21 protein-coding genes and 1 pseudogene are annotated in these 25,548 nt (G+C 72.7%); 10 read left to right on the top strand and 12 right to left on the bottom strand.

Going from position 1 to position 25,548, the window contains the following annotated elements:
- Positions 1 to 30 precede the first annotated feature (30 nt).
- Complete coding sequence (locus ABZW10_RS02560) at positions 31 to 516, top strand: 2-oxo-4-hydroxy-4-carboxy-5-ureidoimidazoline decarboxylase (protein WP_355358587.1); 486 nt, start codon at positions 31 to 33, stop codon at positions 514 to 516.
- An 11-nt stretch (positions 517 to 527) separates the two neighbouring features.
- Here the strand turns inward: ABZW10_RS02560 and ABZW10_RS02555 are convergent, their stop codons facing one another.
- On the bottom strand, positions 528 to 1,358 hold the full coding sequence (locus tag ABZW10_RS02555) for a hypothetical protein (protein ID WP_355358584.1): 831 nt from the start codon (positions 1,356 to 1,358) through the stop codon (positions 528 to 530).
- A 223-nt stretch (positions 1,359 to 1,581) separates the two neighbouring features.
- Between ABZW10_RS02555 and sdhC the strand changes: the two genes are divergently transcribed.
- Genes sdhC through ABZW10_RS02535 form a run of 4 tightly spaced genes read left to right on the top strand, consistent with a single transcriptional unit; the run spans position 1,582 to position 5,016 of the window.
- Positions 1,582 to 1,962 carry a succinate dehydrogenase, cytochrome b556 subunit gene (sdhC, locus tag ABZW10_RS02550; RefSeq protein ID WP_093861779.1) on the top strand — a complete coding sequence of 127 codons (381 nt, stop codon included), beginning with the start codon at positions 1,582 to 1,584 and terminating at the stop codon, positions 1,960 to 1,962.
- A gap of 8 nt (positions 1,963 to 1,970) precedes the next feature.
- Positions 1,971 to 2,462 (top strand): succinate dehydrogenase hydrophobic membrane anchor subunit, encoded by a 492-nt coding sequence (locus ABZW10_RS02545; RefSeq protein WP_355358581.1) that lies wholly within the window; start codon positions 1,971 to 1,973, stop codon positions 2,460 to 2,462.
- A gap of 38 nt (positions 2,463 to 2,500) precedes the next feature.
- Positions 2,501 to 4,243 carry a succinate dehydrogenase flavoprotein subunit gene (gene sdhA / locus ABZW10_RS02540; protein ID WP_355358578.1) on the top strand — a complete coding sequence of 581 codons (1,743 nt, stop codon included), beginning with the start codon at positions 2,501 to 2,503 and terminating at the stop codon, positions 4,241 to 4,243.
- Positions 4,243 to 5,016, top strand: a complete 774-nt coding sequence (locus tag ABZW10_RS02535; protein ID WP_344343381.1) for a succinate dehydrogenase iron-sulfur subunit — start codon at positions 4,243 to 4,245, stop codon at positions 5,014 to 5,016. The genes sdhA and ABZW10_RS02535 overlap by 1 nt, the downstream gene beginning before the upstream one ends.
- Before the next feature lie 94 nt (positions 5,017 to 5,110).
- On the opposite strand, the gene ABZW10_RS02530 is transcribed toward ABZW10_RS02535, so the two are convergent.
- Positions 5,111 to 5,368 carry a hypothetical protein gene (locus ABZW10_RS02530; RefSeq protein ID WP_355358575.1) on the bottom strand — a complete coding sequence of 86 codons (258 nt, stop codon included), beginning with the start codon at positions 5,366 to 5,368 and terminating at the stop codon, positions 5,111 to 5,113.
- A 208-nt stretch (positions 5,369 to 5,576) separates the two neighbouring features.
- Here ABZW10_RS02530 and ABZW10_RS02525 point away from each other — a divergent pair, with 208 nt between their 5' ends.
- Positions 5,577 to 6,725 (top strand): D-alanyl-D-alanine carboxypeptidase, encoded by a 1,149-nt coding sequence (locus ABZW10_RS02525; protein WP_355358939.1) that lies wholly within the window; start codon positions 5,577 to 5,579, stop codon positions 6,723 to 6,725.
- A 25-nt stretch (positions 6,726 to 6,750) separates the two neighbouring features.
- On the opposite strand, the gene ABZW10_RS02520 is transcribed toward ABZW10_RS02525, so the two are convergent.
- Together ABZW10_RS02520 and ABZW10_RS02515 are read right to left on the bottom strand one after the other, a co-directional pair.
- On the bottom strand, positions 6,751 to 7,719 hold the full coding sequence (locus ABZW10_RS02520; protein ID WP_355358572.1) for a YihY/virulence factor BrkB family protein: 969 nt from the start codon (positions 7,717 to 7,719) through the stop codon (positions 6,751 to 6,753).
- A gap of 204 nt (positions 7,720 to 7,923) precedes the next feature.
- Positions 7,924 to 8,778: pseudogene (locus ABZW10_RS02515) on the bottom strand (glycosyltransferase); the annotation flags it as partial.
- A gap of 150 nt (positions 8,779 to 8,928) precedes the next feature.
- Here ABZW10_RS02515 and ABZW10_RS02510 point away from each other — a divergent pair.
- Together ABZW10_RS02510 and ABZW10_RS02505 are read left to right on the top strand one after the other, a co-directional pair.
- Positions 8,929 to 12,504, top strand: a complete 3,576-nt coding sequence (locus ABZW10_RS02510) for a CDP-glycerol glycerophosphotransferase family protein (RefSeq protein ID WP_355358569.1) — start codon at positions 8,929 to 8,931, stop codon at positions 12,502 to 12,504.
- 200 nt (positions 12,505 to 12,704) lie between these two features.
- Positions 12,705 to 15,242 carry a CDP-glycerol glycerophosphotransferase family protein gene (locus ABZW10_RS02505; protein ID WP_355358566.1) on the top strand — a complete coding sequence of 846 codons (2,538 nt, stop codon included), beginning with the start codon at positions 12,705 to 12,707 and terminating at the stop codon, positions 15,240 to 15,242.
- Here ABZW10_RS02505 and ABZW10_RS02500 read toward each other — a convergent pair.
- From ABZW10_RS02500 to ABZW10_RS02475, 6 genes are all read right to left on the bottom strand, one after another.
- Entirely contained in the window at positions 15,230 to 15,721 is a 492-nt protein-coding gene (locus tag ABZW10_RS02500; RefSeq protein WP_355358563.1) for a 2'-5' RNA ligase family protein, read from the bottom strand. The genes ABZW10_RS02505 and ABZW10_RS02500 overlap by 13 nt on opposite strands.
- A gap of 56 nt (positions 15,722 to 15,777) precedes the next feature.
- On the bottom strand, positions 15,778 to 16,818 hold the full coding sequence (gene trpS / locus ABZW10_RS02495; protein WP_355358560.1) for a tryptophan--tRNA ligase: 1,041 nt from the start codon (positions 16,816 to 16,818) through the stop codon (positions 15,778 to 15,780).
- A 30-nt stretch (positions 16,819 to 16,848) separates the two neighbouring features.
- The gene (locus ABZW10_RS02490) at positions 16,849 to 18,174 is read right to left on the bottom strand and encodes a hemolysin family protein (protein ID WP_355358557.1); all 1,326 of its coding nucleotides are present in this window, start codon (positions 18,172 to 18,174) and stop codon (positions 16,849 to 16,851) included.
- Between the two features lie 77 nt (positions 18,175 to 18,251).
- Positions 18,252 to 19,244, bottom strand: a complete 993-nt coding sequence (locus tag ABZW10_RS02485) for a malate dehydrogenase (protein ID WP_355358554.1) — start codon at positions 19,242 to 19,244, stop codon at positions 18,252 to 18,254.
- A 203-nt stretch (positions 19,245 to 19,447) separates the two neighbouring features.
- Positions 19,448 to 19,867 (bottom strand): DUF3017 domain-containing protein, encoded by a 420-nt coding sequence (locus ABZW10_RS02480; protein WP_355358551.1) that lies wholly within the window; start codon positions 19,865 to 19,867, stop codon positions 19,448 to 19,450.
- 43 nt (positions 19,868 to 19,910) lie between these two features.
- Positions 19,911 to 20,765, bottom strand: a complete 855-nt coding sequence (locus ABZW10_RS02475; RefSeq protein WP_355358548.1) for a bifunctional methylenetetrahydrofolate dehydrogenase/methenyltetrahydrofolate cyclohydrolase — start codon at positions 20,763 to 20,765, stop codon at positions 19,911 to 19,913.
- A 618-nt stretch (positions 20,766 to 21,383) separates the two neighbouring features.
- Between ABZW10_RS02475 and ABZW10_RS02470 the strand changes: the two genes are divergently transcribed.
- On the top strand, positions 21,384 to 22,151 hold the full coding sequence (locus tag ABZW10_RS02470; protein WP_355358545.1) for an RDD family protein: 768 nt from the start codon (positions 21,384 to 21,386) through the stop codon (positions 22,149 to 22,151).
- 105 nt (positions 22,152 to 22,256) lie between these two features.
- Here ABZW10_RS02470 and purH read toward each other — a convergent pair whose 3' ends face one another.
- Positions 22,257 to 23,837 (bottom strand): bifunctional phosphoribosylaminoimidazolecarboxamide formyltransferase/IMP cyclohydrolase, encoded by a 1,581-nt coding sequence (gene purH, locus ABZW10_RS02465; RefSeq protein WP_355358542.1) that lies wholly within the window; start codon positions 23,835 to 23,837, stop codon positions 22,257 to 22,259.
- Positions 23,834 to 24,493, bottom strand: a complete 660-nt coding sequence (gene purN / locus ABZW10_RS02460; RefSeq protein WP_355358539.1) for a phosphoribosylglycinamide formyltransferase — start codon at positions 24,491 to 24,493, stop codon at positions 23,834 to 23,836. The genes purH and purN overlap by 4 nt, the downstream gene beginning before the upstream one ends.
- A 390-nt stretch (positions 24,494 to 24,883) precedes the next feature.
- Between purN and ABZW10_RS02455 the strand changes: the two genes are divergently transcribed.
- On the top strand, positions 24,884 to 25,546 hold the full coding sequence (locus ABZW10_RS02455; RefSeq protein WP_355358536.1) for a hypothetical protein: 663 nt from the start codon (positions 24,884 to 24,886) through the stop codon (positions 25,544 to 25,546).
- Positions 25,547 to 25,548: the final 2 nt, after the last annotated feature.

Here is a 25,548-nt window from a genome sequence, read left to right as displayed (position 1 = left end):
GATCCCCGGGACGAGCCGACCCTCCTCGGGTTGCACCGATTCAACGAAGCCGACGCCGGAGCCGCGGAGGAGGCCCTGCTGGCCTGCTGCGGCAGTCACCGGTGGGCCCTGCGGCTCACCGTGCACCGGCCCTACCCCGACATAGAGTCCCTGCTCGCCGCCGCCAGCGAGGCCTCGTACGACCTGCGTCCGGCCGACCTGGCCGAGGCGCTGGCGGACGAGAGCTGGATGCCGCAGCCGCTCCTCGGCATGCGCGCACCCGGCAGCCAGGCGGCGCACACCGCGCTGCGGGCCGCCCACGCCGCGTACGAGGCCCGGTTCGGCCACGTCTTCGTGGTCTGCCTGGAGGGCATCGACCCCGAGGAGATGCTCGACGCCGTCCTCGGCTCGATCCGCACCCGTCTCGCCAACGATCCCGACGAGGAGCGCCTGGTCGCCGCCGACGAGTTGCGCCGGATCGCCCTCAACCGCCTGGAGCACCTGGTCGCCACCCACTCGGGGGCCGCGGCCCGCTGACGGCGGGGCGCTCAGCCCCGCTGGGCCGCCCGCAGCCTGGCCACCTGACGCCGGACGACCCGCTCGTCCGGCGCGGGGGCCGGCTCGGCGCCGACGCCCACCGTGCTGAACACCACCAGGGCCGGTCCGACCCTCGCCAGGACGGCACGCTGAGCGAGCACCACCGAGCCCGATTCATTCGTCAGGGTGAAACCCGTCGCCGCGTCGGCTCCCTCGGGCGTGGGCGTGTCGTTCCGGCTCAGCCGGTGCACGGTGCGGGTCGCGCCCCGGCCCTTCTCCGCCGGCGGCGGCGGCGCCGTCGAGGCGAACTCCGCGCACGGACCGAACAGCCCCTCCAGCTCCGCGTGCAGCCGGGCCGCCCGGTCGCCCGGGTAGCCGAGCAGCGCCCCGTAGAGGCTGCCCGCCGGATCGCCGGCCAGGGCCACGCTCAGATCGGTCTCGGCGGACGGCACCGCCGACACCGGCGGGGCAGAGGCCGACGCGCCCGCCCGGCCGGCGGCCGGCGCCGGGGCCACCGAGTCCAGCAGCGGCTGGCAGGCCGGCTTGTCGGCGGCCTCCCGGCCGCCGTCCGGGCCGGTCGCGCCACGGCCGGGGGTGATGACCGTCACGGTGAAGCCGGGACCGAGGTCCGCCTCGGTCACCGCGGCGGCGCGCAGCTCGGCGGCGGACAGCTCGCGGGGCGGGGCGGTGGAGGACGCCCGGTCGGCCGATTCGCCGGCGGGGGCGGCGCAGCCCGCCGCGAGCAGCAGGGCGGCGGCGAGGAACAGGGGGCGGGGCGGACGCGGAGCGGGGTGCGGCACGGGGGCCTCGTCGGGGGTGTCGGCGCGGACGGGGCCGCCCACCGTAGCGCGACCTTGTGCGACACATCGGTCACCCAGCGTCGCAAATCGCTCCTCGGTTCCCACCCAGCTAGGCCAGAAGTGCCTCTTTGATCACACCGAGGGCCCCCGGAGGCGGTTCCCGACAAGGCGTCGATAGGATGCTCGCGGCCGGTGGACCGTACCCGGCCGGGCTGACCGACACCGAAGCCGGCCGAGCCCCCAATCGCTTCCGGAGGGTTTTTCCGTGCCGGCTGGAACGCTGTACCGCGGCCGGGAAGGCATGTGGAGCTGGGTGGCTCATCGAGTCACCGGCGTCCTCATCTTCTTCTTCCTGTTCGCCCATGTCCTGGACACCGCCCTGGTGCGGGTGTCTCCCGAGGCGTACGACACCGTCATCCAGACGTACAAGACGCCGCTCGTGAACCTGATGGAGTACGGCCTGGTGGCCGCCATCCTGTTCCACGCCCTGAACGGCCTGCGCGTCGTCGCCGTCGACTTCTGGTCGAAGGGCCCGAAGTACCAGAAGCAGATGCTCTGGTCCGTGGTCGGAGTCTGGGTCGTCCTCATGGCCGGCGCCTTCTACCCGATCCTGCAGCACACGCTGACCTCCTGGTTCGGGAAGTGATCTGAGACATGTCCACGGAAATCTCCGACGCTGTGGTGGTCCCCTCCGCGCAGGCGCACACCGGCAAGGGTCTCGGCACGGGCAACCCCGCCGACGCCTTCGTGGTCGAGCCGGCCCGCCAGCGGACCAAGAAGACCCCGCGCCGCACCCGTACCAACTTCGAGATGCTGGCCTGGCTGTTCATGCGCCTGTCCGGCATCGTCCTCGTGGTGCTGATCCTCGGCCACCTGCTGATCATGCTGGTGCTCGACGGCGGCGTCTCCAAGATCGGCTTCGCCTTCGTGGCCGGCCGCTGGGCCTCGCCGTTCTGGCAGGTCTGGGACCTCACCATGCTCTGGCTGGCCATGCTGCACGGCGCCAACGGCATGCGCCAGGTCATCAACGACTACGCCGAGAAGGACTCCACCCGGCTCTGGCTGAAGGGCCTCATGGGTACCGCCACGGTCTTCACCGTGCTGCTCGGAACCCTGGTGATCTTCACCTTCGACCCGAACATCTAATCGGAAATCGGCAGAGGCCAGAGGCGAGTTAAACCCCCATGCAGATTCACCAGTACGACACCGTCATCGTCGGCGCCGGCGGCGCCGGCATGCGCGCCGCCATCGAGTCGACGCAGCGCAGCCGCACCGCCGTCCTGACCAAGCTCTACCCCACCCGGTCCCACACCGGCGCGGCCCAGGGCGGCATGTGCGCCGCCCTCGCCAACGTCGAGGAGGACAACTGGGAGTGGCACACCTTCGACACGGTCAAGGGTGGTGACTACCTGGTCGACCAGGACGCCGCCGAGATCATGTGCAAGGAGGCCATCGACGCCGTCCTCGACCTGGAGAAGATGGGCCTGCCCTTCTCCCGCACCGAGCAGGGCCGGATCGACCAGCGCCGCTTCGGCGGCCACTCCCGCAACCACGGCGAGGCCCCGGTCCGCCGTTCCTGCTACGCGGCCGACCGCACCGGCCACATGATCCTGCAGACGCTGTTCCAGAACTGCGTCAAGCACGGCGTCGAGTTCTTCAACGAGTTCTACGTCCTCGACCTGCTGATCAACGAGGGCCGCACGGCCGGCGTCGTCGCCTACGAGCTGGCCACCGGCGAGATCCACGTCTTCCAGGCCAAGGCGGTCGTGTTCGCCTCCGGCGGCACCGGCAAGATGTTCAAGGTCTCCTCGAACGCCCACACCCTCACCGGTGACGGCCAGGCGGTGGCCTACCGCCGCGGCCTGCCGCTGGAGGACATGGAGTTCTTCCAGTTCCACCCGACGGGCATCTGGCGCATGGGCATCCTGCTCACCGAGGGCGCCCGCGGCGAGGGCGGCATCCTGCGCAACAAGGACGGCGAGCGCTTCATGGAGCGCTACGCCCCCGTCATGAAGGACCTCGCGTCCCGTGACGTCTGCTCCCGCGCGATCTACACCGAGATCCGCGAGGGCCGCGGCTGCGGTCCGGACGGCGACCACGTCTACCTGGACCTGACCCACCTGCCGCCGGAGCAGCTGGACGCCAAGCTCCCGGACATCACCGAGTTCGCCCGCACCTACCTCGGCATCGAGCCCTACACGGACCCGATCCCGATCCAGCCCACCGCGCACTACGCCATGGGCGGCATCCCGACCAACGTCGAGGGTGAGGTGCTGCGCAACAACACCGAGGTCGTCCCGGGCCTGTACGCGGCCGGCGAGGTCGCCTGCGTGTCCGTGCACGGCGCCAACCGCCTGGGCACCAACTCGCTGCTGGACATCAACGTGTTCGGCCGCCGGGCCGGCATCGCCGCCGCCGAGTTCGCCGAGGCGAACGAGTTCGTGCCGCTGCCGGAGAACCCGGAGCAGCTGGTCCAGGACCTGGTCGACGGCCTGCGCGAGGCCACCGGCACCGAGTCCGTGGCGCAGATCCGCAAGGAGCTGCAGGAGTCCATGGACACCAACGCGATGGTGTACCGCACCGGTGCGACCCTGAAGCAGGCCGTCGAGGACATCGCCGCGCTGAAGGTCCGCTACAAGAACGTCGCCATCCAGGACAAGGGCTTCCGTTACAACACGGACCTGCTGGAGGCCATCGAGCTGGGCAACCTGCTCGACCTGGCCGAGGTCCTGGCGGTCTCCGCGCTCGCCCGCGAGGAGTCGCGCGGCGGTCACTACCGCGAGGACTTCCCGACCCGTGACGACGTGAAGTTCATGCAGCACACCATGGCGTACCAGGAGGTCGCCGAGGACGGCAGCACCTCCATCCGCCTTGACTACAAGCCGGTCGTGCAGACCCGCTACCAGCCGATGGAGCGTAAGTACTGATGAGCACTCCGACCGTGGAGAAGCACTCGGCCGCTCTGGACGCGGTCGAGGCCGGTGGCACCAAGCTGATCACCGTCACCTTCCGGATCCGCCGGTTCAACCCGGAGGAGCACCCGGAGCCGGTGTGGGTCGACTACCAGCTGGAGATGGACCCGAAGGAGCGCGTCCTGGACGCGCTCAACACGATCAAGTGGGAGCAGGACGGCACCCTCACCTACCGCCGTTCCTGCGCGCACGGCATCTGCGGCTCCGACGCGATGCGGATCAACGGCCGCAACCGGCTGGCGTGCAAGACCCTGATCAAGGACGTCAACCCGGAGAAGCCGATCACGATCGAGGCCATCAAGGGCCTGACGGTCCTCAAGGACCTGGTCGTGGACATGGACCCGTTCTTCCAGGCGTACAAGGACGTCATGCCGTTCCTCATCACCAAGGGGAACGACCCGACCCGCGAGCGCCTGCAGTCCGCCGAGGACCGCGAGCGGTTCGACGACACCACCAAGTGCATCCTGTGCGCCGCGTGCACGTCGTCCTGCCCGGTGTTCTGGAACGACGGCCAGTACTTCGGCCCGGCCGCGATCGTCAACGCGCACCGCTTCATCTTCGACTCGCGCGACGAGGGTGCGGAGCAGCGCCTGGAGATCCTGAACGACCGTGAGGGCGTCTGGCGCTGCCGGACCACCTTCAACTGCTCGGAGGCCTGCCCCCGTGGCATCGAGGTCACCAAGGCGATCCAGGAAGTGAAGCGGGCCCTGGTCACCCGCCGCTTCTGATCCCGGAGCACCCCGCAGCGCGCGAAGGCCCCCGTCCACGTGGACGGGGGCCTTCGCGCTGCCCCGGCCCGGCGCGGGACGCCGGGCTCGCGGGTCAGCCGGCGGCGGTTTCGCGCCGGGTGGCGCGCAGGCCGCGGACGCCGACGGCGCCGACGGCGATGCCGAGGGCGAAGGAGGTGACGGCGAGCAGGAGGTGGACCCAGAAGAAGGCGGTGGGCTGGGAGTGGTCGCCGTTGGTGAAGGCCTGGCCGCCGGAGTCCTTCCAGAGGTTCTTGACGAAGGTGGTCCAGATGATCATCGACCAGACGCCGAAGGCGGTCAGGAACCAGGAGGTGCGACGGCTGAGCTTCATGGGGGTGGTCCTCGGTGCGGCGGGGAGGTGAAGACGGTGTGCCCTCCCAGTATGCTCGGCGTCCGTTCGGCGTACGGTGGGGGCCTCCTTGCGGTCCGGAGGGGCAAGGGGGCGGACGGCGGGGGCCCGGACTGGGTACCGTCTGGTGGTGCCCACTCGCTCGAAGCTCGCACGCCTGCTCGCCGCGCCCGTCGCGGCGCTCCCGCTCCTGATCGCCGCCCCGCCGGCCGTCGCCGCCCCCGGTGAGCCGCCGCCCCCGCCGGTCGCGGTCGGCGGGGAGCGGCTGGGGCTCCCCGGGGTCCAGGTGAACCCGCTGCCCGGCGCCCCCGCGCTGCCCGGGGACCTCACCGGGCAGTCCTGGATCGTCGCCGACGCCTCCTCGGGGGAGGTCCTGGCGACCAGCAACCCGCATCTGCGCCTCGCCCCCGCGTCCACCCTGAAGATCCTCTTCGCCGACACCGTGCTGCCCAAGTTCGACCGCAACGCGGTGCACAAGGTGGAGGACGCGGAGATCCAGGGGATCGGGCCGGGCAGCAGCCTGGTCGGCATCAAGGAGGACCTGGAGTACAAGGTCGAGGACCTCTGGCGCGGGGTGTTCCTGAGCTCGGGGAACGACGCGGTGCACGTGCTCGCGCACATGAACGGCGGGGTGCAGCGCACCGTCGCCGAGATGCAGGCGCGAGCGGAGGCACTGCAGGCCCGGGACACCCGGGTGGTCTCGCCGGACGGCTACGACTCGGACGGCCAGGTCTCCTCGGCGTACGACCTCACGCTGTTCGCCCGGGCGGGGCTGCGCAACCCGGACTTCCGGGCGTACTGCGCGACCCGCGACGCGATGTTCCCGGGCGCGGTGGACAAGAACACCGGCCAGCGCGGCAGCTTCGGCATCGCCAACACCGACCGGCTGCTCGGCAAGTACCCGGGGCTGATCGGGGTGAAGAACGGTTTCACCACCAACGCCGGCTCCACCTTCGTCGGCGCCGCCGAACGCGGCGGGCGCACCCTGCTGGTGACGGTCATGCACCCCTCCAGCTACCAGAAGGTCTACGACGAGACGGCCGCCCTGCTGGACTGGGGCTTCGCGGCGGCCGGCAAGGTCACCCCGGTCGGGAAGCTGGTCGAGGAGGGCGAGTCCGTCGCGCCGACGCCGACCGGTCAGGCCGGCGGCGCGGCCGGGGCGCCCGCCCCGCCGCCGCACCCCACGCCGAGCGACTCCGCCCCGGCCGCCGCGGCGACCGCGCGGGTGGACGGGGGCGAGGGGCTCGGCGCGGCCGGCTGGGTCGCCGTCGGGCTGGCCCTGGCGGCCGGCGGCGGGGGTGTCCTGCTGCTGTTCCGGCGGCGCGCCGTCGGCGGGTGATCCACCGGCACGTCCGGGCCCGGTCTCAGTCCTCCTGGGGCCGGGCCCGCGCCGTGTCCCGGGCCGGCCCGCCGGTGCCCGCCCCGGCGGCCTGCTCGTCGGCGGCCTCGACCATCGCCCGGGCGCGCTCCCGGACCCGCTCGCGGGCGGCCGCCGGGTCCGCGGTGGCGGTCCAGGCCACGCAGAACATCAGCAGCCGGCAGACGAAGTTGATCCAGAGCAGCAGCGCCACCGGCACGCCGAAGGCGCCGTAGAGGCTCCGTCCGGCGACCGAGCCGAGGTACGAGGAGAGCAGGATCTTCAGCAGCTCGAAGCCCACCGCCCCGATCAGCGCGGCCTGCAGGACGTCCCGGCGGCGCTGGTCGCCGATCCGCGGGAACGGCGCCAGCAGGTAGGCGAAGAGCAGCATGTCCGAGGCCACCGCGATCAGCAGCCCGGCCGCGGTGAGCAGGTAGCCGCCGGCGCCCAGGCCGATCCAGTCGGCGATCCGGCCCGCCAGCGTGGTGCCGGCCGCCGAGGCGCCGAGCGAGACCAGCGAGACCAGGCCCAGACCGCCGAGCACCACGAAGTCCCAGGCCTTGCGCAGCAGCGGGTTGCCCTCCTCGGCGGGCAGCTGCCACAGGTCCCGGATCGAGGTCCGCATGGTGTCCACCCACCCGAGCCCGGACAGCACCAACAGCACCCCGCCGACCAGGCCGACCGCGCCCGCGTTGGCCACCAGCGAGGGCAGGTTCAGCGCGTCGGAGATGCCGGGCAGCTGGTCGGAGATGCGGTGTTCGAGATCCTCGACCCGGCTGTCGCTGAGGGTCGCGACGGCGATCGCCAGCGCGACCGTCAGCAGCGGGAAGAGGGCGAGGAAACCGAAGAAGGTGACCGCGCCGGCCAGCCGGTTGCCGCGCAGCTCCGTGAAGTGCTCGTAGGCGCGGTACGGGCGGCTGCGCAGCACCCGGGCGACGAGCGGGCCGATCACCGGAATACGGGTCAGGAAGTCCACCGTCCGGTTATACCCGGATGTCCCCCGAACGGCCGTCAGGCCCGGCCGCCCGTCCGGGCCTCAGCCGCGGACCATCCGCCGGGCCCGGGCCAGCGCCCGGACCGCCTGGTACGCGGTGTACCGGCCGTGGCCGAGCAGTTCGGTGCGCAGCCCGGCCACCCCGCCGGGCGCGCGGTAGCCGGCCGGGCGCAGCCGGGCGCAGTGCTCGGCTGCGCGGCGGAAGAACTCCCGGCGGTCGCCGGGCGGGACCCGGCCCGGGCGGGAGACCACGGTGTTGAGGTGGTGCAGCATCCGGCCGTAGACCACCGGGCGCCAGCGGTCCAGGTCGGGGCGGCCGTCCAGGAACGCGAAGACCAGGTCGTACTGGCCGAAGACGTCGAAGTGCTTGCGGCTGGCGGTGGCCAGGATGTTGCCGCCCTCCTGGCGCTGGCGGTAGTGCACGCCGATCCGGTCGAGCAGGGTGATGCTCCGGGCCGCGAGCAGCGCCGGGTAGGTCCAGGGGGTGTCCTCGTAGTAGCCGGCCGGGAAGGTCAGGCCCTGGGCGGTGACGAAGTCGCGGCGGTAGGCCTTGTTCCAGACCACCTGGAGCAGTTCGAGCAGCTCGGGGCGGTCGGCGAGGCCGAAGACGTCCCGGGAGGGGGCGCCGAAGACCTTGGCGGAGGCGGCCCGGACGACCCGGCCGTCGGCGTAGGTGCGGGCGTAGTCGTAGACCAGGACGTCCGGGTCTCCGCCGGAGGCGAGCCGGTCGTGCACCGCCTTGAGCAGACCGGGGGTCAGGGTGTCGTCGCTGTCCAGGAAGAGCACGTAGTCGCCGGTGGCGACCTCCAGGCCGGCGTTGCGGGCCCGGCCGAGGCCGACGTTCTCCGGCAGGTGGAGCACCCGCACCCGGGGGTCGCGGGCGGCGGCCTCGTCGAGCAGGGCGCCGCAGCCGTCCGGCGAGCGGTCGTCCACCGCGATCAGCTCGAAGTCCGGGCCGTCCTGGCCGAGCACCGAGGCGAGGCACTCGGGGAGGTACTCCTCGACCCTGTAGACCGGGACGATCACACTGAAGCGGGGCATGGCCCCAGGGTAGTGGGGGCGTTTGACCCGGGGCCCCGGGGGTCCGTGGGCCGGACGGTAGGATCGACGGGCACGTACGCACCGATCAAAGTGCGGTCAGACCCCGAACCGGGCTGCCACGCTCCTTCCCGAGAAAGGCCTGCGTAGCCGATGGCTCCCCGCCTCTCCATCGTCGTTCCGATCTACAACGTCGAGCGCTACCTCGTGGAGTGCCTCGACTCGATCGCCGCCCAGACGTTCACGGACTTCGAGTGCGTCATGGTCGACGACGGTTCGAAGGACACCAGTGCCGCGCTCGCCGAGGCGTACGCCGCCAAGGACTCCCGGTTCCGGCTGGTCCGCCAGGTCAACAAGGGCCTCGGCGCGGCCCGCAACACCGGTATCCGGCACATCGACCCGGACTCCGAGTTCCTCTGCTTCGTCGACAGCGACGACTCGATGCCGCCCAGCGCGTACGAGCTGATGATCAACACGCTGGACGAGACCGGCTCGGACTTCGCCACCGGCAACGTGCTGCGGTTCCGTGCGATCGGCTACTACCAGTCCGGCGGCCACAGCCGTCCGTTCGCCAAGACCGTGCTCAAGACGCACATCACCGAGATCCCCTCGCTGGTCACCGACCGCACCGCGTGGAACAAGGTGTACCGCCGCTCCTTCTTCGACGCGGCCGGCATCCTCTACCCCGAGGGCATCCTGTACGAGGACGCCCCGGTCAGCGTGCCGCACCACTACCTCGCCAAGAGCGTGGACGTGCTCTCCGAGCCGATCTACCACTGGCGCGAGCGCGAGGTCGGCGAGATGTCGATCACCCAGATGCGCACCAACCCGAAGGGCCTGATCGACCGCGTCACCTCGGTCGAGCTGGTCCGCGGCTGGCTGAAGAAGCAGACCGAGCCGCGCTTCGCCGAGTACCTGAAGTCCTACGACGAGAACACCCTCGTCGAGGAGATCCCGATGTTCTTCTGGTCCGTCGTGGACGGCGACAAGGAGTACCGGGAGGCCTACATCCGGTGCGTCAGCCGGCTGCTGCGCGCGATCGGCCCGGAGCAGGTCAAGAAGCTGCGCGCGCCGCTGCGCCTGAAGTACCACCTGACCCTGCAGGGCCGGATCGACGAGTTCGTCGAGCAGATCAAGTACGAGGGCGAGAGCAACGGCGGCGTCATCGCCAAGGGCCTGCTGCGCCCGTACGCCGACTACCCGTTCCTGCGCGGCGGCCGCAAGAGCGTGCCGTCGGGCCTGCTCAGCCTGCGCAACTCCACCGTCATCCGCAGCCGGCTCTACGACGCGCACTGGGAGGGCGGCCGGCTGCAGCTGACCGGCCACGCGTACCCGGAGCAGCTGGGCGCGGCCAACAAGCACGACATGGTCCGCACCCTGGTGCTGCGCGAGGCCAAGGGCCGCCGGGTCATCGCCGTGCCGATGAAGACCCAGTACAGCCCCGAGGCCACCGCCACCAACCACCACGACCTCTACAACTGCGACTGGGCCGGCTTCACCGTCTCGGTCGACCCGGAGAAGCTCAAGCACCGCGGCCAGTGGAAGGACGGCAACTGGCGCGTCCTGGTCGCCGGCGCGGGCAAGGGCGGCGTCTACAAGGGCCGGATCTGGGCCGGCTGGGCGGACACCGCGCTCTACCAGCCCTCGCACTGGGTCGAGCCGAACGTGCGGATCGTGCCGTTCGTCCGCGACGGCAGCGTCTACCTGCGGGTGGAGAACGTGCGGATCCGGGTGACCGGGATCGCCGCGCAGGGCGACACCGTCGAGGTCGCCGGTGCGGCCCGCTCCGGCGTCCGGCTGGCCGGGGCCCGGATGCGGCTCACCCACGTCGAGTCCGAGCGCGAGCTGTTCTTCCCGGTGTCCGCGGGCACCCCGGTCGGCGGCCTGCAGCCGTTCCGCGCCTCCTTCGGGATCCCCGAGCTGACCGAGGTCCGCGAGAGCTGGGCGGAGCTGGACCCGATCGCCGAGGAGCGCGCCCGCGACCGCTGGGACGCCCATCTGGTGCTGGCCGACGGCACCGCCGTGCCGCTCTCCTGGGACGACCGCAACCCGCCGGAGCAGCTCAACCTGGTGCTCAACGCGGACGCCGAGCCCGAGCAGCGCCGCGCCCTCTACAGCAAGCCCTCCCCCGGCGGCTACCTCCAGTTCCTGGACCAGCTGCTGCAGCCGATAGTGCACGAGGTCACCGCGCGCGGCGCGGACGGCTTCCTGCTCAGCGGCACCTTCCCGCTGCCCGGCACCCACCGCTGGGAGCTGGTGGTCCGCCACCACTGGGGCGAGGAGCAGCACATCTACCCGGTGGAGATCGCCGACGGCCGTTTCCGCACCGCGCTGCCGGCCGTGCCGACCGCGTCCTTCGCGGGCAACGTGCCGCTGGCCCAGGGCGGCTGGAACATCTCGTTCCGCCCGGTCGGGGCCACCTTCCACCCCGACATGGCCTCCTACGCGCTGATCTCGCCCGAGTGCTGGGGCTCGCTGCCGCTGGAGGTGGAGGCCCGCGGCAAGCGGATCGTGCTGGAGCGCCGCCACCACGACGGCCTGCAGCTGGAGTCGGAGAACATACTGCTTCCGGAGGAGCGCAGCGGCTGGCGCCAGCGCCAGCTGCGCACGGTCGACTACCCGGCCGCCCGCCGGCTGCCGCTGCGCGACACCGTGCTCTACAACGTCGCGCTCGGCGGCCTCTACGCGGACTCGCCGCGGGCGATCCACGAGGAGCTGGTGCGCCGCGGCCTGCCGCTGGAGCACCTGTGGGGCACCGACGACCTGCAGGCGGACCTGCCGCAGTCGGCGGGCTCCGTCCGGCTCTGGAGCCCGGAGTGGTTCGAGGCGCTGGCCACCGCCAAGTACGTCGTCACCAGTGCGCACCTGCCGGACTTCTTCGTCCGCCGGCCCGGCCAGATCGTGCTGCAGACCTGGCACGGCTCGCCGCTGAAGCAGGTCGGCCACGACTTCGAGAAGGTCTGGTTCACCGACGCGCACTACCTGAAGGGCCTCGCCCAGGAGGTTCCGAACTGGAGCATCCTGCTGGCCGGCAGCACCTGGGCGGCCCCGGTGCTGCGCCGCGCCTTCGACTTCAAGGGCGAGATCCTGGAGAGCGGCCTGCCGCGCAACGACCTGTTCTTCTCCGCCGACCGGGAGAAGACCGCGGAGCGGGTGCGCGAGCGGCTCGGCCTGCCCGAGGGCAAGAAGATCGTGCTGTACGCGCCGACCTGGCGCGAGGACCGGCGCCGCCACTACGGCGGCTACCAGCTGAACCTCCAGCTGGACCTGGACGCCGCGCGGGCGGCGCTGGCCGACGACCAGGTGCTGCTGGTCCGCCGGCACTCCAACGTCCGCGAGCAGATCCCCGGCGCCGGCAACGGCTACCTCTGGGACGTCAGCAGCTACCCGGACATGGCGGAGCTGCTGCTGGTCGCCGACGTGCTGGTGACCGACTACGCGGCATCGACGTTCGACTTCGCCGCGACCGGCAAGCCGGTGCTGTTCTTCACCTACGACCTGGCGCACTACCGCGACAACCTGCGCGGTTTCTCGCTGGACTTCGAGGCGGAGGCGCCCGGCCCGCTGCTGGCCACCTCCGAGGACGTGGTCGCGGCGCTCGGCCGGGTGGACGAGATCAGCACCGAGTACGCCGAGAAGTACGCGGCGTTCCGCGCGAAGTACTGCGACCTGGACGACGGCCGCGCCGCCGCCCGGGCCGTGGACGCCATGCTGAGCCGCGAGGCCTGACCGGCCCGACCGCCGGTACCGGAGGCGCCCGACGCGAACACCGCGCCGGGCGCCTCCGGCGTTTTACGGACCGCAATTCCGGAATTTCGAACTGGCGTTTCCGAATAGAACTCAACGGCTAATTAAAACGACATTCTAAAATTGACCTCGGGTGCTTTTCCGGGTGAGATGGAAATTCTCGCCGAGAAAGGTCCGTGGAAATGGCTGTCCTCACCCGGTTCGTCCTCCCGCACGCCGCGCCGCGCTTCGGCGACCCCCGCTTCGGCGCCCCGCTGCCGAGCGAGGAGGAGAACGCCGCCTTCGGACTGCTGCGCGCCCGCTGGACCGGTCGCGGCCTCGAACTCACCGGGTTCGCCCGCCCCGACGACCGGCCCACCGCCCACCCCGGCTCCGCCTGGACCTGGCTCACCCTGCGCGTCGGCCACCACCAGGAGCCGGTCCACGTCCCCACCCGGCCGCGTCGGCTCCCCGAGATCACCGACGACAGCGCCCAGCCCGAGCACAACCACGACTGGGCCGGCTTCACCGCCCTCGTCGAACCGCGCCGGCTGCGCGGCGCCGACGGCTGGCTGCTCGGCGACTGGAGCGTCGAGACCACCCTGTTCACCCTCGGCCGCCCCACCCGGCTGCGCCGCCAGTACGGCGGCCTCGCCCCGCACTGGTGCGGCTCCGGCGAGTACCCGCCCGCCCGCTGGGTGGACCACGACGTGCGCCTCCAGCCGCACTTCGCCGACGGCCTGCTCGTCCTGCGGCTCGAACGCCCCGCCGTCCGCCTCGACCGCGCCCTGCCCGCCCCCGACGGGATCGGCCTGCACCTCACCACCGCCGACCCCGGCCAGGCCCGCAATGTGCTGCGGCTGCGCCACCGCGAGAGCGGCACCGTCCTCACCGAGCCCGCCACCCGCACCGGACGCACCGTCACCGCGCACCTGCCGTACGCGCTGTTCACCGCCGACGGACGCGGCACCGACGAGCTGGAGCACTGGGACGTCGACCTGGTCGACCCCGACGGCGCCGTCGAACCGCTCGTGCTGGACGAACGCGGCGGGCCGGTCTCCGGCCAGCACCCGATGCCCGGCGCCGAGGACCGGGCGCTGCACCTCAAGCACCTCGCCGACGGCCGGCTCCAGCTGTGCGTGCGGCCCGCCGCCGGCTGGGTCGAACGGCTCGCCCCGCGGGCCGGCGGCTTCGAACTCGCCGGCCGCTGCCCCGCGCCCGGCCCGCTCCACCTCGTGCTGCGGCACAGCGGCAGCGGTACCGAGGTCCGCCACCCGGTCGAGCTCGGCCCCGGCGCGCGGTTCACCGTCCGGCTGCCCGCCACCCGCACCGGCTCCGACGGCACCCCGCTGCCGCTGCGCAAGGGCCTGTGGGAGGCCGCGCTGCACCCGGCCGACGGTCCGGGCCCGGCCCGCCCGCTGACCGTCGCGCCCGCCGCCCTGGCCGCGCTGCCCGCCGCCACCCAGACCGGCGGCAAGCGGATCGTGCTGGAGCGCCGCTGGCACGACACCCTGTTCCTGGACTCCACGCCCGTCCTCAGCGCCGCCGAGCGCAGCGCCTGGACACAGGCCCGCCAGCGCACCGCCGGCTACCCCGCGGCCCGCCGCGAGCCGCTGCGCGAGGCGGTGCTGTACGACGTGTTCGGCGGCCGCGGCTACGCCGACTCACCGCGTGCCGTGCACGCCGAACTCGCCCGCCGCCGCACGCCGTTGGAGCACCTGTGGGTGGTCGACGACGCGCAGGCCGAGCTGCCGCCCGGGGTCCGCGCGGTCCGGGTCTGGAGCCCCGAGTGGTACCGGGCGCTGGCCACCAGCCGCTACCTCGTCGGCAACACCCACTTCCCGGACTTCCTGCAGCGCCGCCCCGGCCAGGTCGTCGTCCAGACCTGGCACGGCGCCCTGCTCAAGCGGATCGCCCACGACGTCGACAACCCCTGGCTCGCCGACCACGGCTACCTCGCCGCCCTCGACCGGGAGACCCCGCACTGGAGCCTGCTGCTCTCCCCCAGCCCCTTCGCCACCCCGATCCTGCGCCGGGCCTTCCGCTACCGGGGCGAGATCCTGGAGTCCGGCTACCCGCGCAACGACGTGCTGGCCCGCCCCGACCCCGGGCGGGCGGCCGCCGTCCGCCGCCGGCTCGGCATTCCCGAGGGCCGGCGGGTGGTGCTCTACGCGCCGACCTGGCGCGAGGACCGGCCGCGCCCCGACGGCGACGGCTTCCAGCTCGACCTGCGGATCGACCTCGACCGCGCCCGGCGGGCGCTCGGCGAGGACCACGTCCTGCTGCTGCGGCCGCACGCGCACGTCCGCGAGCCGCTGACCGGCACCGGGGACGGCTTCGCCGTCGACTGCGCCGACTACCCGGACGTGCAGGAGCTGCTGCTGATCACCGACGTCCTGGTGACCGACTACTCGTCGATCCTGTTCGACTTCGCCATCACCGGCCGCCCGGTGCTCTTCTTCACCTACGACCTGGCGCACTACCGGGACAGCCTGCGCGGCTTCGCCTTCGACTTCGAGGCGCAGGCGCCCGGCCCGCTGGTCGACGACTCGGCCGCGCTGGTCGGCGCGCTGCGCGAACTCGCCGACACCGGGGGCGCGGTGCCCGCCGGGTTCGCCGAGCGCTACCGGCGCTTCCAGGACGTGCACAACGCACTGGACGACGGCGCCGCCGCCCGCCGGGTGGTCGACCGGATGCTCGAACTCGGCGGCCCGGCCGGGCGCACCGGTCAGAAGCCGTAGGTCCGCCAGGGGCGCCAGACCTCGTCCGCGTCGAACCGGGAGAGGCCGAACCCGGGCACCGGGAAGGCCGCGTGGAAGGACCGGGCCTGCTCGTGGGCCTGGTCCAGCACGTCGTCCGACAGCCCGTGCGCCACCGTCACGTGCGGGTGGTACGGGAAGGCCAGCTCCCGGGCCAGCGGGCCGGAGCGGATGTCCGCCTCCAGCAGCCGGCACTCCCGCTCGCCCTCCTCGACCCGGACGAACACCACCGGGGAGACCGGGCGGAAGCTGCCGCTGCCGCGCAGCACCATCCGGAACGGCCGGTGCGCGGCGGCCACCGCCGCCAGGTGCTCCTCGATCTTCGGCAGCGCCTCGGCCGGCACCTCGGTGGGCGGCAGCAGCGTGACGTGCGTGGGTATCGACCGGGCCAGCGGATCGCCGTGCCCGGCCCGGGCGTCCTGGATCGCCGCTCCGTACGGATCCGGGACGCTGACGGACACGCCGATGGTGAGGGTCTCCGGGAGACCCTCACCACCGGGCAGGCTCGTCGGCGGAGTCACCGCTTGGCGGCCGGGAGGAAGCCGATCCGGTCGTACACCTGGGCCAGCGTCTCGGACGCCACCGCGCGGGCCTTCTCGGCGCCCAGCGCGAGCACCCGGTCCAGCTCGGCCGGGTCGTCCAGGAAGCCCCGGGTGCGCTCCTGGAACGGCGTCACCCACTCGGTGAACAGGTCGGCCAGCTCGGTCTTCAGGGCCCCGTACATCTTGCCCTCGAAGTGCGCCACCAGCTGCTCGACGGACTGCCCGCTCAGGGCGGAGTGGATCCGCAGCAGGTTGGAGACGCCGGCCTTCTCCTCCTCGTCGTAGGAGACCACGGTGCCGGTGTCGGTGACGGCGCTCTTGAACTTCTTGGCGCTGACCTTCGGGTCGTCGAGCAGGCCCACCAGGCCCTTGGCGGAGGACGCGGACTTGCTCATCTTGATGGCCGGGTCCTGGAGGTCCTGGATCTTGGCCGTCTCCTTGAGGATGTACGGCTTGGGGACCGTGAAGGTCGGGCTGTAGCGGGTGTTGAAGCGCTCCGCGAGGTCACGGGTGAGCTCCACGTGCTGGCGCTGGTCCTCGCCGACCGGGACCGCGTCCGCCTGGTACAGCAGGATGTCGGCGACCTGGAGGATCGGGTAGGTGAACAGGCCCACCGAGGTCCCGGCGGCGCCCTGCTTGGCCGACTTGTCCTTGAACTGGGTCATCCGGGAGGCCTCGCCGAAGCCGGTGAGGCAGTTCATCACCCAGCCCAGCTGCGCGTGCTCGGGCACGTGCGACTGGACGAACAGGGTGCAGTGCTCCGGCTCCAGGCCCGCGCCGAGCAGCTGCGCGGCGGAGACCCGGGTGTTCTGGCGCAGCGTCGCCGGATCCTGCTCGATGGTGATCGCGTGCAGGTCGACGACCATGTAGAAGGCGTCGTTCTCCTTCTGCAGGTCGACCCACTGGCGCACCGCGCCCAGGTAGTTGCCGAGGTGGAACGAACCGGAAGTGGGCTGGATGCCGGAGAGCACCCGGGGACGGTCCTTGACCGGACCAGTGACCGCTGCGTTGACCATGCGGGCCATTGTTCCAGTTCCACCGACCGGTCAGGAAACCTCGGCCCCCGGCGGCCCGGCCAGTGTGACGGCACTCACCCCGACCCGGGCGATCCGCCGGCCCTCCAGCTTGGCCACCGTCAGCAGCACCTCCAGGCCCGGGCCGGCCGGGATCCGCACCCGGTCGCCGTCGGCGGGCAGCCGGCCGAGCGCGGCGACCAGACAGCCGGCCACCGTCTCGTACGGGCCCTCGGGGAGGGTGACGCCGGTCTCCTCGGCGAAGTCCCCCAGGTTGAGCAGGCCGTCGAGCTCCACGCCGCCGCCGGCCAGCCGCCGGGTGGGGGCGGGCTCGGGCGTGTCGTACTCGTCGCGGATCTCGCCGATCACCTCCTCCACCAGGTCCTCCAGGGTGACGATGCCGGCGGTGCCGCCGTACTCGTCGACCACGATCGCCAGGTGGTGGCCCTCGCGGCGCATCTCGCCCATCGCCTCCAGCACCTGCTTGGTGCCGGGCAGCAGCTTGACCGGGCGGGCCAGGTCGCGGACCTTGGCGGCCCGTTCGCCGCGCGCGCCGTACAGGTCGCGGACGTGCACGAAGCCGGTCACCGCGTCGTAGCTGCCCTCGACCACGGGGTAGCGGGAGTGCGGCGAGGAGTCCGCCTGGGCGCGGACCTCGGCGAGCGGGCGCTCGGCGTCCAGGAAGGTCACCTCGGTGCGCGGGACCATCACCTCGCGCAGCTGGCGCTCCCCGGCGGCGAACACATCGGCGATCAACGTCCGCTGGTCGCTGCCGAGTTCGGTGTTGGCGGCGACCAGGCCGCGGAGCTCCTCGGAGCTCATCGAGCCGCGCCCGGCGCTCGGGTCGCCGCCGAGCAGCCGGACCATCAGATCGGTGGAACGGCCGAGCAGCCAGATCGCCGGGCGCAGCGCCACCGACATGACGTCGACCACCGGGGCGGCCAGCACAGCGATGGCGTCGGCCCGCTGGAGGCCGATCCGCTTGGGGGTGAGCTCGCCGAGCACCAGGGAGACGTAGCTGATCACCAGGGTGAGGCCGACCAGGGCGGTGGCGTCGGCGACGCCCTCGGAGAGCCCGGCCCGCACGAACAGCGGGGCGACCTTGCCGGCCAGCGTGTCGGCGCCGAAGGCGGCGGAGAGGAAGCCCATGCAGGTGACGCCGACCTGGACGGCCGCCAGGAAGCGGTTCGGGTCGGCCGCGAGGTGCGCGGCCCGGGCCGCCCGCCGGGTGCCGCGTGCCTCCAGCGTCCGGATCTGGCCCTCGCGCAGCGAGATCAGCGAGATCTCGGCGACGTTGAACAGGCCGCCCAGGACGATGAAGACGAGGACGAGTGCGGCATCCTCGATGGTTTCGTTCACAGCGGGTCAGTGTAGGGCGACGGCCCGCCGTCCCCCGGGAAGGGACGACGGGCCGTCGTGGGGCGCTGGGGCGCGGCTCAGATGAGGCCGAGCTCCTGGACCGCGTCGCGCTCCTCGGTCAGCTCCTTGACCGAGGCGTCGATGCGGGTCCGCGAGAAGTCGGAGATCTCCAGGCCCTGGACGATCTCGAACTTGCCGTCCTTGGTGGTGACCGGGAAGGAGGAGATCAGGCCGGCCGGGACGCCGTAGGAGCCGTCGGAGACGACGCCCATGGAGGTCCAGTCGCCCTCGGCGGTGCCGTTGACCCAGGTGTGGACGTGGTCGATGGCGGCGTTGGCGGCCGAGGCGGCCGAGGAGGCGCCGCGGGCCTCGATGATGGCGGCACCGCGCTTGGCGACGGTCGGGATGAAGTCGTTCTCCAGCCAGGCCAGGTCGCTGCCGACGGCCTCGAAGGCCGGCTTGCCGGCGACCTCGGCCTGGAAGACGTCCGGGTACTGGGTGGCGGAGTGGTTGCCCCAGATGGTGACGCGCTTGATGTCGGAGACCAGGGCGCCGGTCTTGGCCGAGAGCTGGCCGACGGCGCGGTTGTGGTCCAGGCGGGTCATCGCGGTGAAGCGCTCGGCCGGCACGTCCGGGGCGTTGCGCTGGGCGATCAGGGCGTTGGTGTTGGCCGGGTTGCCGACGACCAGGACCTTGATGTCGTCCGCGGCGTGGGCGTTGATGGCCTTGCCCTGCGGGCCGAAGATGCCGCCGTTGGCCTGCAGCAGGTCGCCGCGCTCCATGCCGGCGGTGCGCGGACGGGCGCCGACCAGCAGCGCGACGTTGGCGCCGTCGAAGGCCACGTTCGGCTGGTCGGTGATGGTGATGTCACGCAGCAGCGGGAACGCGCAGTCGACGAGCTCCATGGCGGTGCCCTCGGCGGCCTTGAGGCCCTGCGGGATCTCCAGGAGGCGCAGGTTCACCGGGACGTCGGCGCCGAGCAGGTGGCCCGAGGCGATACGGAAGAGCAGCGCGTAGCCGATCTGGCCGGCGGCTCCGGTGATGGTGACGTTGACGGGGGTGCGGGTCATTTCTACCTTCTCCAGCAGATCGCCAGGTGCCCCAGGCACGTTCGGCGCGCCGGAGCCGCGGACGGTCTCTCGACATCGAGAGAACCGGCGTCAGGGTATCGCAAAGGGAAGCGTACGCCTCGGGCGAGGTCGTGACTGGTTGGTCACAGACGATGACGGCCCCCGCCCGGGACCCGGGCGGGGGCCGTGCACGACCGGCCGGACTACCGGCGGGGGCGCCCGATCAGCTGGCCGATGTTGTCCAGCACCGGGAACTCCACCCACGGGTTGGGCTGGGCCATCAGGGTCAGCAGCACGATCGACACGCCGAGGAAGGTCAGCACGATCACATCGGTGAACCGGCTGCGCACCGCCAGCATGCCGACCTCCGGCAGCACCAGCCGCAGCAGCGCGCCGAGCAGCACCCCGCCGCCGATGATCAGCAGCCCGTACTTGAAGCCGTCCTGGAAGTCGGCGAACCAGGTGACCGCGAGGCCGGCGCCGACCACCAGCAGGACCAGCGTTATCGGCCACTGCCGGACCGGCAGCGCGTGGTCGCGCCCGAGGGCCGCCGCCGAGCCCTCGGGGGGCAGCGTGCCGGTGGTCTTGACCGGCCTGCGCCGGGTCCGCCGCGGTTCGGTCATGGCTTCCCGTCCTTCGGGATCGTCGGTCGTCGGTCGGGGCGGGTCAGATGCCGGCGCGGCGCTCGGCCGCCACGACGATGTTGTTCAGCAGCATGGCGCGGGTCATCGGGCCGACGCCGCCGGGGTTCGGGGAGATCCAGCCGGCCACCTCGGCCACGCCCGGGTGGACGTCGCCGACGATCTTGCCCTCGCTGCGGCTGACGCCGACGTCCAGCACGGCCGCGCCCGGCTTGACGTCCTCCGGCTTGACCAGGTGCGGCACACCGGCGGCGGCCACGATGATGTCGGCCTGGCGCAGGTGGTGGGCGAGGTCACGGGTGCCGGTGTGGCAGAGCGTGACGGTGGCGTTCTCGCTGCGGCGGGTGAGCAGCAGGCCGATCGAGCGGCCGACGGTGACGCCGCGGCCGACCACGACCACCTCGGCGCCGTCGATCGGCACGTCGTGGCGGCGCAGCAGCTCGACGATGCCGAGCGGGGTGCAGGGCAGGGGGCCGTCGATGCCCAGCGCGAGGCGGCCGAGCGAGGTCGGGTGCAGGCCGTCCGCGTCCTTGTCCGGGTCCATCAGCTCCAGGACCGGGTTCTGGTCGAGGCCCTTGGGCAGCGGCAGCTGGACGATGTAGCCGGTGCAGGTCGGGTCGGCGTTGAGCTCGCGGACGACGTTCTCGACGTCCTCCTGGGTGGCGGTGGCGGGCAGCTCGCGCTGGATCGAGGCGATGCCGATCTCGGCGCAGTCCCGGTGCTTGCCGTTGACGTACCAGCGGCTGCCCGGGTCGTCGCCGACCAGGACGGTGCCGAGGCCGGGCACGACGCCCTTCGCCTGGAGGGCCGCCACGCGGGCGGCGAGTTCGGACTTGATCGCGGCCGCGGTGGCCTTGCCATCGAGAATCTGGGCAGTCATGACCCCATTCTCCCGGATCCGGGCAAGCGTCCGTGCCACCGGTCCCGGACCGGGGGGAGCCGGCGGCGGGACGGCCGCGGGAGGGCGGCCGCAGGGCGCCGGGACGGCGGCGGAACGGCGCCGGGACCTGGGCGGGACCGGGGCGGGGAGTGCGGCCCGGGCGGTGGCGGAGCAGTACGGGAGGTGGACGAACGGGTACGGAACGTTCGGGTCGTATTGCGGTTGCGCCACAGTCCGGCCCCACGCGCGAGCCCGGCTGGACAGGGCCCGGCCGCCCGGTCGACGATATGCGGGCATTCCCCGCCGCATCCGGCCCGGTGACGGGCCGACGGACAGACCCGGCGGGGGCGTACCCGGGGGAAGAACGAAGTGAGCCGACCAGACCGCACCGCGCCGACGACCGACCGCCGCCGCGGCACGCCCCTCACCGGCAGGCCGTCCAGGCTCCCGTTCGCCCGCTTCCCACGGCCCTGAGCGGGAGCGCACACCCGGTCCCGCACGCGCCCGGTGTCAGTGCGCTCCGCTAACGTCCCGTCCGACCGGCCACCCGACCCGCCGGTCCGTTCCGGGTCCTCCGCTGTCCCGTCCCCACTTGTCCCCATCTGCCCGGAGGCATCGATGAGCTATCCGCCCGACCCCAACAACCCGTACAACCAGCCCCAGCAGCCGCAGCAGCCCCCGCAGCCGCAGCCGCAGCCCGGCTACGGCTACCCGCAGCAGGCCCCGCCGGCCGCCGGGTACGGCTACCCGCAGCAGCAGCCGCCGGCCGCCGGGTACGGCTACCCCCAGCAGCAGCAGGCGTACGGGTACCAGCCGATGCCGGGCACCCTCCAGGCGAACAACGGCTACATCAACATCGCCCAGCTCGGCACGGTGAAGATCGCCTCCATGGGCCAGCGCTTCGTGGCCCGGCTGATCGACTTCCTGGCGGTCGGCGCGGTCATCGCCCTGGTCATGGCGCTCGGCCTGGCCGGCTCGCTCGGCATCGTCAAGGACACCGAGGACTGCAGCACGTACTCCTACGGGACCGTCAGCTACAACGACTGCATCCAGCAGCAGAACGACGCCGCGGCCGGCCTCGTCGGCACCATGCTGATCATGATCGTCGTGCTGTCGCTGTTCAACCTGCTCTACGAGTGGCTGATGGTCTCCTTCGTCGGCGCCACCCTGGGCAAGATGGCCATGGGCCTGCGCGTGGTCAAGGAGAACACCGGCCGGACCCCGGGCCTGGGCGGCGGCTTCATCCGCTTCATCATCCCGGTCGTCGGCGGGTTCCTCTGCTACATCGGCGCGGTGCTGGTCTACCTGTCGCCGTTCTTCGACAACTCCGGGAAGCTGCAGGGCTGGCACGACCGTGCCGCCGGCACCCTGGTGATCAAGAAGTAACAGCGCGCACGACGGAGCGGCCCGGCCCCCTCGGTGGAGGGAGCCGGGCCGCTCCGTCGTTCCGTCAGCCGGTCAGCCGGTCGGCGGACCGGCCGGATCAGCGGATCAGTGGAAGAAGTGCCGGGTGCCGGTGAAGTACATGGTCACCCCGGCCTCGGCGGCGGCCGCGATCACCTCTTCGTCGCGGATCGAGCCGCCCGGCTGGACGATCGCCCGGACCCCGGCGGCGATCAGGATCGCCGGGCCGTCGGCGAACGGGAAGAAGGCGTCGGAGGCCGCGTACGCGCCCTTGGCCCGCTCGCCGGCCCGCTCGACCGCGAGCTTGCAGGAGTCGACCCGGTTGACCTGGCCCATGCCGACGCCCACCGAGGCGCCGTCCTTGGCCAGCAGGATCGCGTTGGACTTGACGGCCCGGCAGGCCCGCCAGGCGAAGGCCAGCTCGGCCAGCTCGGCCTCGGACAGCGCCTCACCGGTCGCCAGCGTCCAGGTCGACGGGTCGTCGCCCTCGGCGTGCACCCGGTCGGCGTCCTGGAGCAGCACGCCGCCGGAGATCGGGCGCACCTCCTGGCGGTTGGCCGGCGCCTCGGGGGCGAGCAGCACCCGCAGGTTCTTCTTGCGGGCCAGCACCTCGACGGCGCCGTCCTCGTAACCGGGGGCCACCACGACCTCGGTGAAGATCGGGGCGATCTGCTCGGCCAGCGCCACGGTGACCGGGCGGTTGACGGCGATCACGCCGCCGTACGCGGAGACCGGGTCGCACTCGTGCGCCTTGCGGTGCGCCTCGGCGACGTCGGCGCCGGTCGCGATGCCGCACGGGTTGGCGTGCTTGATGATCGCCACGGCCGGGCCGGCGTGGTCGTAGGCGGCGCGGCGGGCGGCGTCGGTGTCGACGTAGTTGTTGTACGACATCTCCTTGCCGTGCAGCTGCCGCGCACCGGCCAGGCCGCCGCTGCCGTCGGTGTACAGCGCGGCGCCCTGGTGCGGGTTCTCGCCGTAGCGCAGCACGTTCTGGCGCTCGAAGGCGGAGCCGAGGAAGGCCGGGAAGGCGTCTTCGGTCTCGGTGTAGCCGGACTCCTCGAACCAGTTGGCCACCGCGACGTCGTAGGCGGCGGTGTGCGCGAAGGCCTGGGCGGCGAGCCGCTTGCGGGTCAGCAGGTCGAAGCCGCCGGCCTGGACGGCGGCGAGCACGTCCTGGTAGCGGGCCGGGTCGACCACGACGGCCACCGAGGGGTGGTTCTTGGCGGCGGCGCGGACCATGCTCGGGCCGCCGATGTCGATCTGCTCGACGCACTCGTCCGGGGTGGCGCCGGAGGCGACGGTGGCCTTGAACGGGTAGAGGTTCACCACGACCAGGTCGAAGGGCTCGACGCCCAGCTCGGCCAGCTGCGCGCGGTGCGACTCCAGGCGCAGGTCGGCGAGCACGCCGGCGTGCACGCGGGGGTGCAGCGTCTTGACGCGCCCGTCCAGGCACTCGGGGAAGCCGGTCAGCTCGGAGACCTCGGTCACCGGGACGCCCGCGGCGGCGATCCGGCCGGCGGTGGAACCGGTGGAGACGATCGCGACCCCGGCGGCGTGCAGGCCCTGGGCCAGCTCCTCCAGACCGGTCTTGTCGTACACGCTGATCAGGGCGCGCCGGATCGGCCGGACGTTCTCGGAGACGGGAGTGGTGGTGGGGGCGGCGCTCATGCCGGAATCCATACCTTTCGGTCCTCGATGCGGTGACCCTCGCGGGCCAGCCGGCCCACGACGTCGACGAGCAGCTTGCGCTCGACTGTCTTGATGCGCTCGTGCAGCGCCTCGCCGCCATCGGCGTGATCGGCGTCGAGGACCTCCACGACGCCCTGCGCGATGATCGGCCCGGTGTCGACGCCGGCGTCGACGAGGTGGACGGTGCAGCCGGTGACCCGCACCCCGTACGCCAGCGCGTCGGTGACGCCGTGGGCGCCGGGGAAGGAGGGCAGCAGCGCGGGGTGGGTGTTGACGATCCGTCCGGCGAAGGCCGCGATGAACTCGGGGCCGAGGATCTTCATGAAGCCGGCCGTGACGACCAGGTCCGGCCGGTACCCGGCCACGGAGGCGGTCAGCGCGCGGTCCCACTCCGCGCGGTCCGGGTGGTCCTTCACCCGGTGCACGAACACCGGCACACCGGCGCGCTCGGCGCGCTCCAGGCCGGCGATGCCGTCGCGGTCCGCGCCGACGGCCAGGATCTCCGCGCCGTACGCGGGGTCGGCGGCGGCGTCGAGCAGTGCCTGGAGGTTGGTGCCGGAGCCGGAGACCAGCACCACCAGACGGGCCGGTCCGGGCGTGCGGGGCGGGAAGAGCTGAGCGGGGGCGGCGGCCACTGCGCGATTCTCCGTAGGTCGGGCGCCGTGCGCTGGTACTTCCACCGGCGGTGGGGCCACTACGAACGGCAGGTCGAGCGAGGGGGAACTCCTGGAGAACCCGCCGCGACGCGGGCGCCCGGGGAACCCATGGGAGCTGCTGACCGTCACCACCATAACGGCTGGTCGGACGGCCCCCGAAACACCGTCGAGGGCTACGCGCGTAGCTGAGACGGGGATCTCGCCGGGCCGTCCCCACCGTCCCCACCGTCCCCACCGGACCCCGACCGGGCCGCGGTGCGACACCGGCGACCGGCTACCCCGGACGCGCCCGGAGCCCCCACCGGGGCCTGCGGGATCATAGGGTGGCGCGGGCACCCGCCCCACCGACCGAGAAGGAATGGCTGAACCATGAGCAGCGGTGACGACACCGGCGAGCGCAACCCCTTCGCGCCGCCGCCGGCGGATGCCCCCGACCAGCCGTGGCGGCCACGTGCTCCCCACTCCGGCGAGGGCTCCGAGCGCCCCGAGGGCCAGGACGGCGATCCGGACGAGCGCCCGCTCGTCCCCCCGCCGCACCCGTGGAGCCCCGGCTACCAGGGCGGCGGCTGGCACCCCCGCCCGCCCGCGCCGCAGCCGCCCCGGCTCGACCCGAGCGACCCCGCCCAGCGCAAGGCCCGCAACGCCGCGCTGGCCGGCATGGGCGCGCTGGTCTGCGCGTTCGCCACGCTGCACTACGTCGCCCTGTTCCTGGGCGCGCTCGCCATCGCCTGGGGCGTCTCCGCGATGCGCACCCCCAAGCCGGCTCCCGCCGACGCCCCGGCCGGCGCCCGGACCGGTCGCGCGGTGACCGCCGCCGGGCCCGTCGCCCCGAACCCGCTCACCCCGGCCGCCCTGGCGGGCATCCTCACCGGTGCCGTGACGGTGGTCTTCGTCTCCTCCGTCCTCGGCCTGGCCCTGCGCTACAACGACTACGTCACCTGTGTGCGGGACTCCCTCACGGCCAGCGCCGCCGACGGCTGCGAGCGGCTCGCGCCGCAGTGGTACGTGGACATCACCAAGCAGCGCGAGTAGCT

It is taken from the genome of Kitasatospora sp. NPDC004723 (assembly GCF_040609255.1).
GTDB lineage: Bacteria > Actinomycetota > Actinomycetes > Streptomycetales > Streptomycetaceae > Kitasatospora.
The sequence above is the reverse complement of the archived record's forward strand: the minus strand, read 5'-3'. Positions and strand labels throughout refer to the sequence as shown.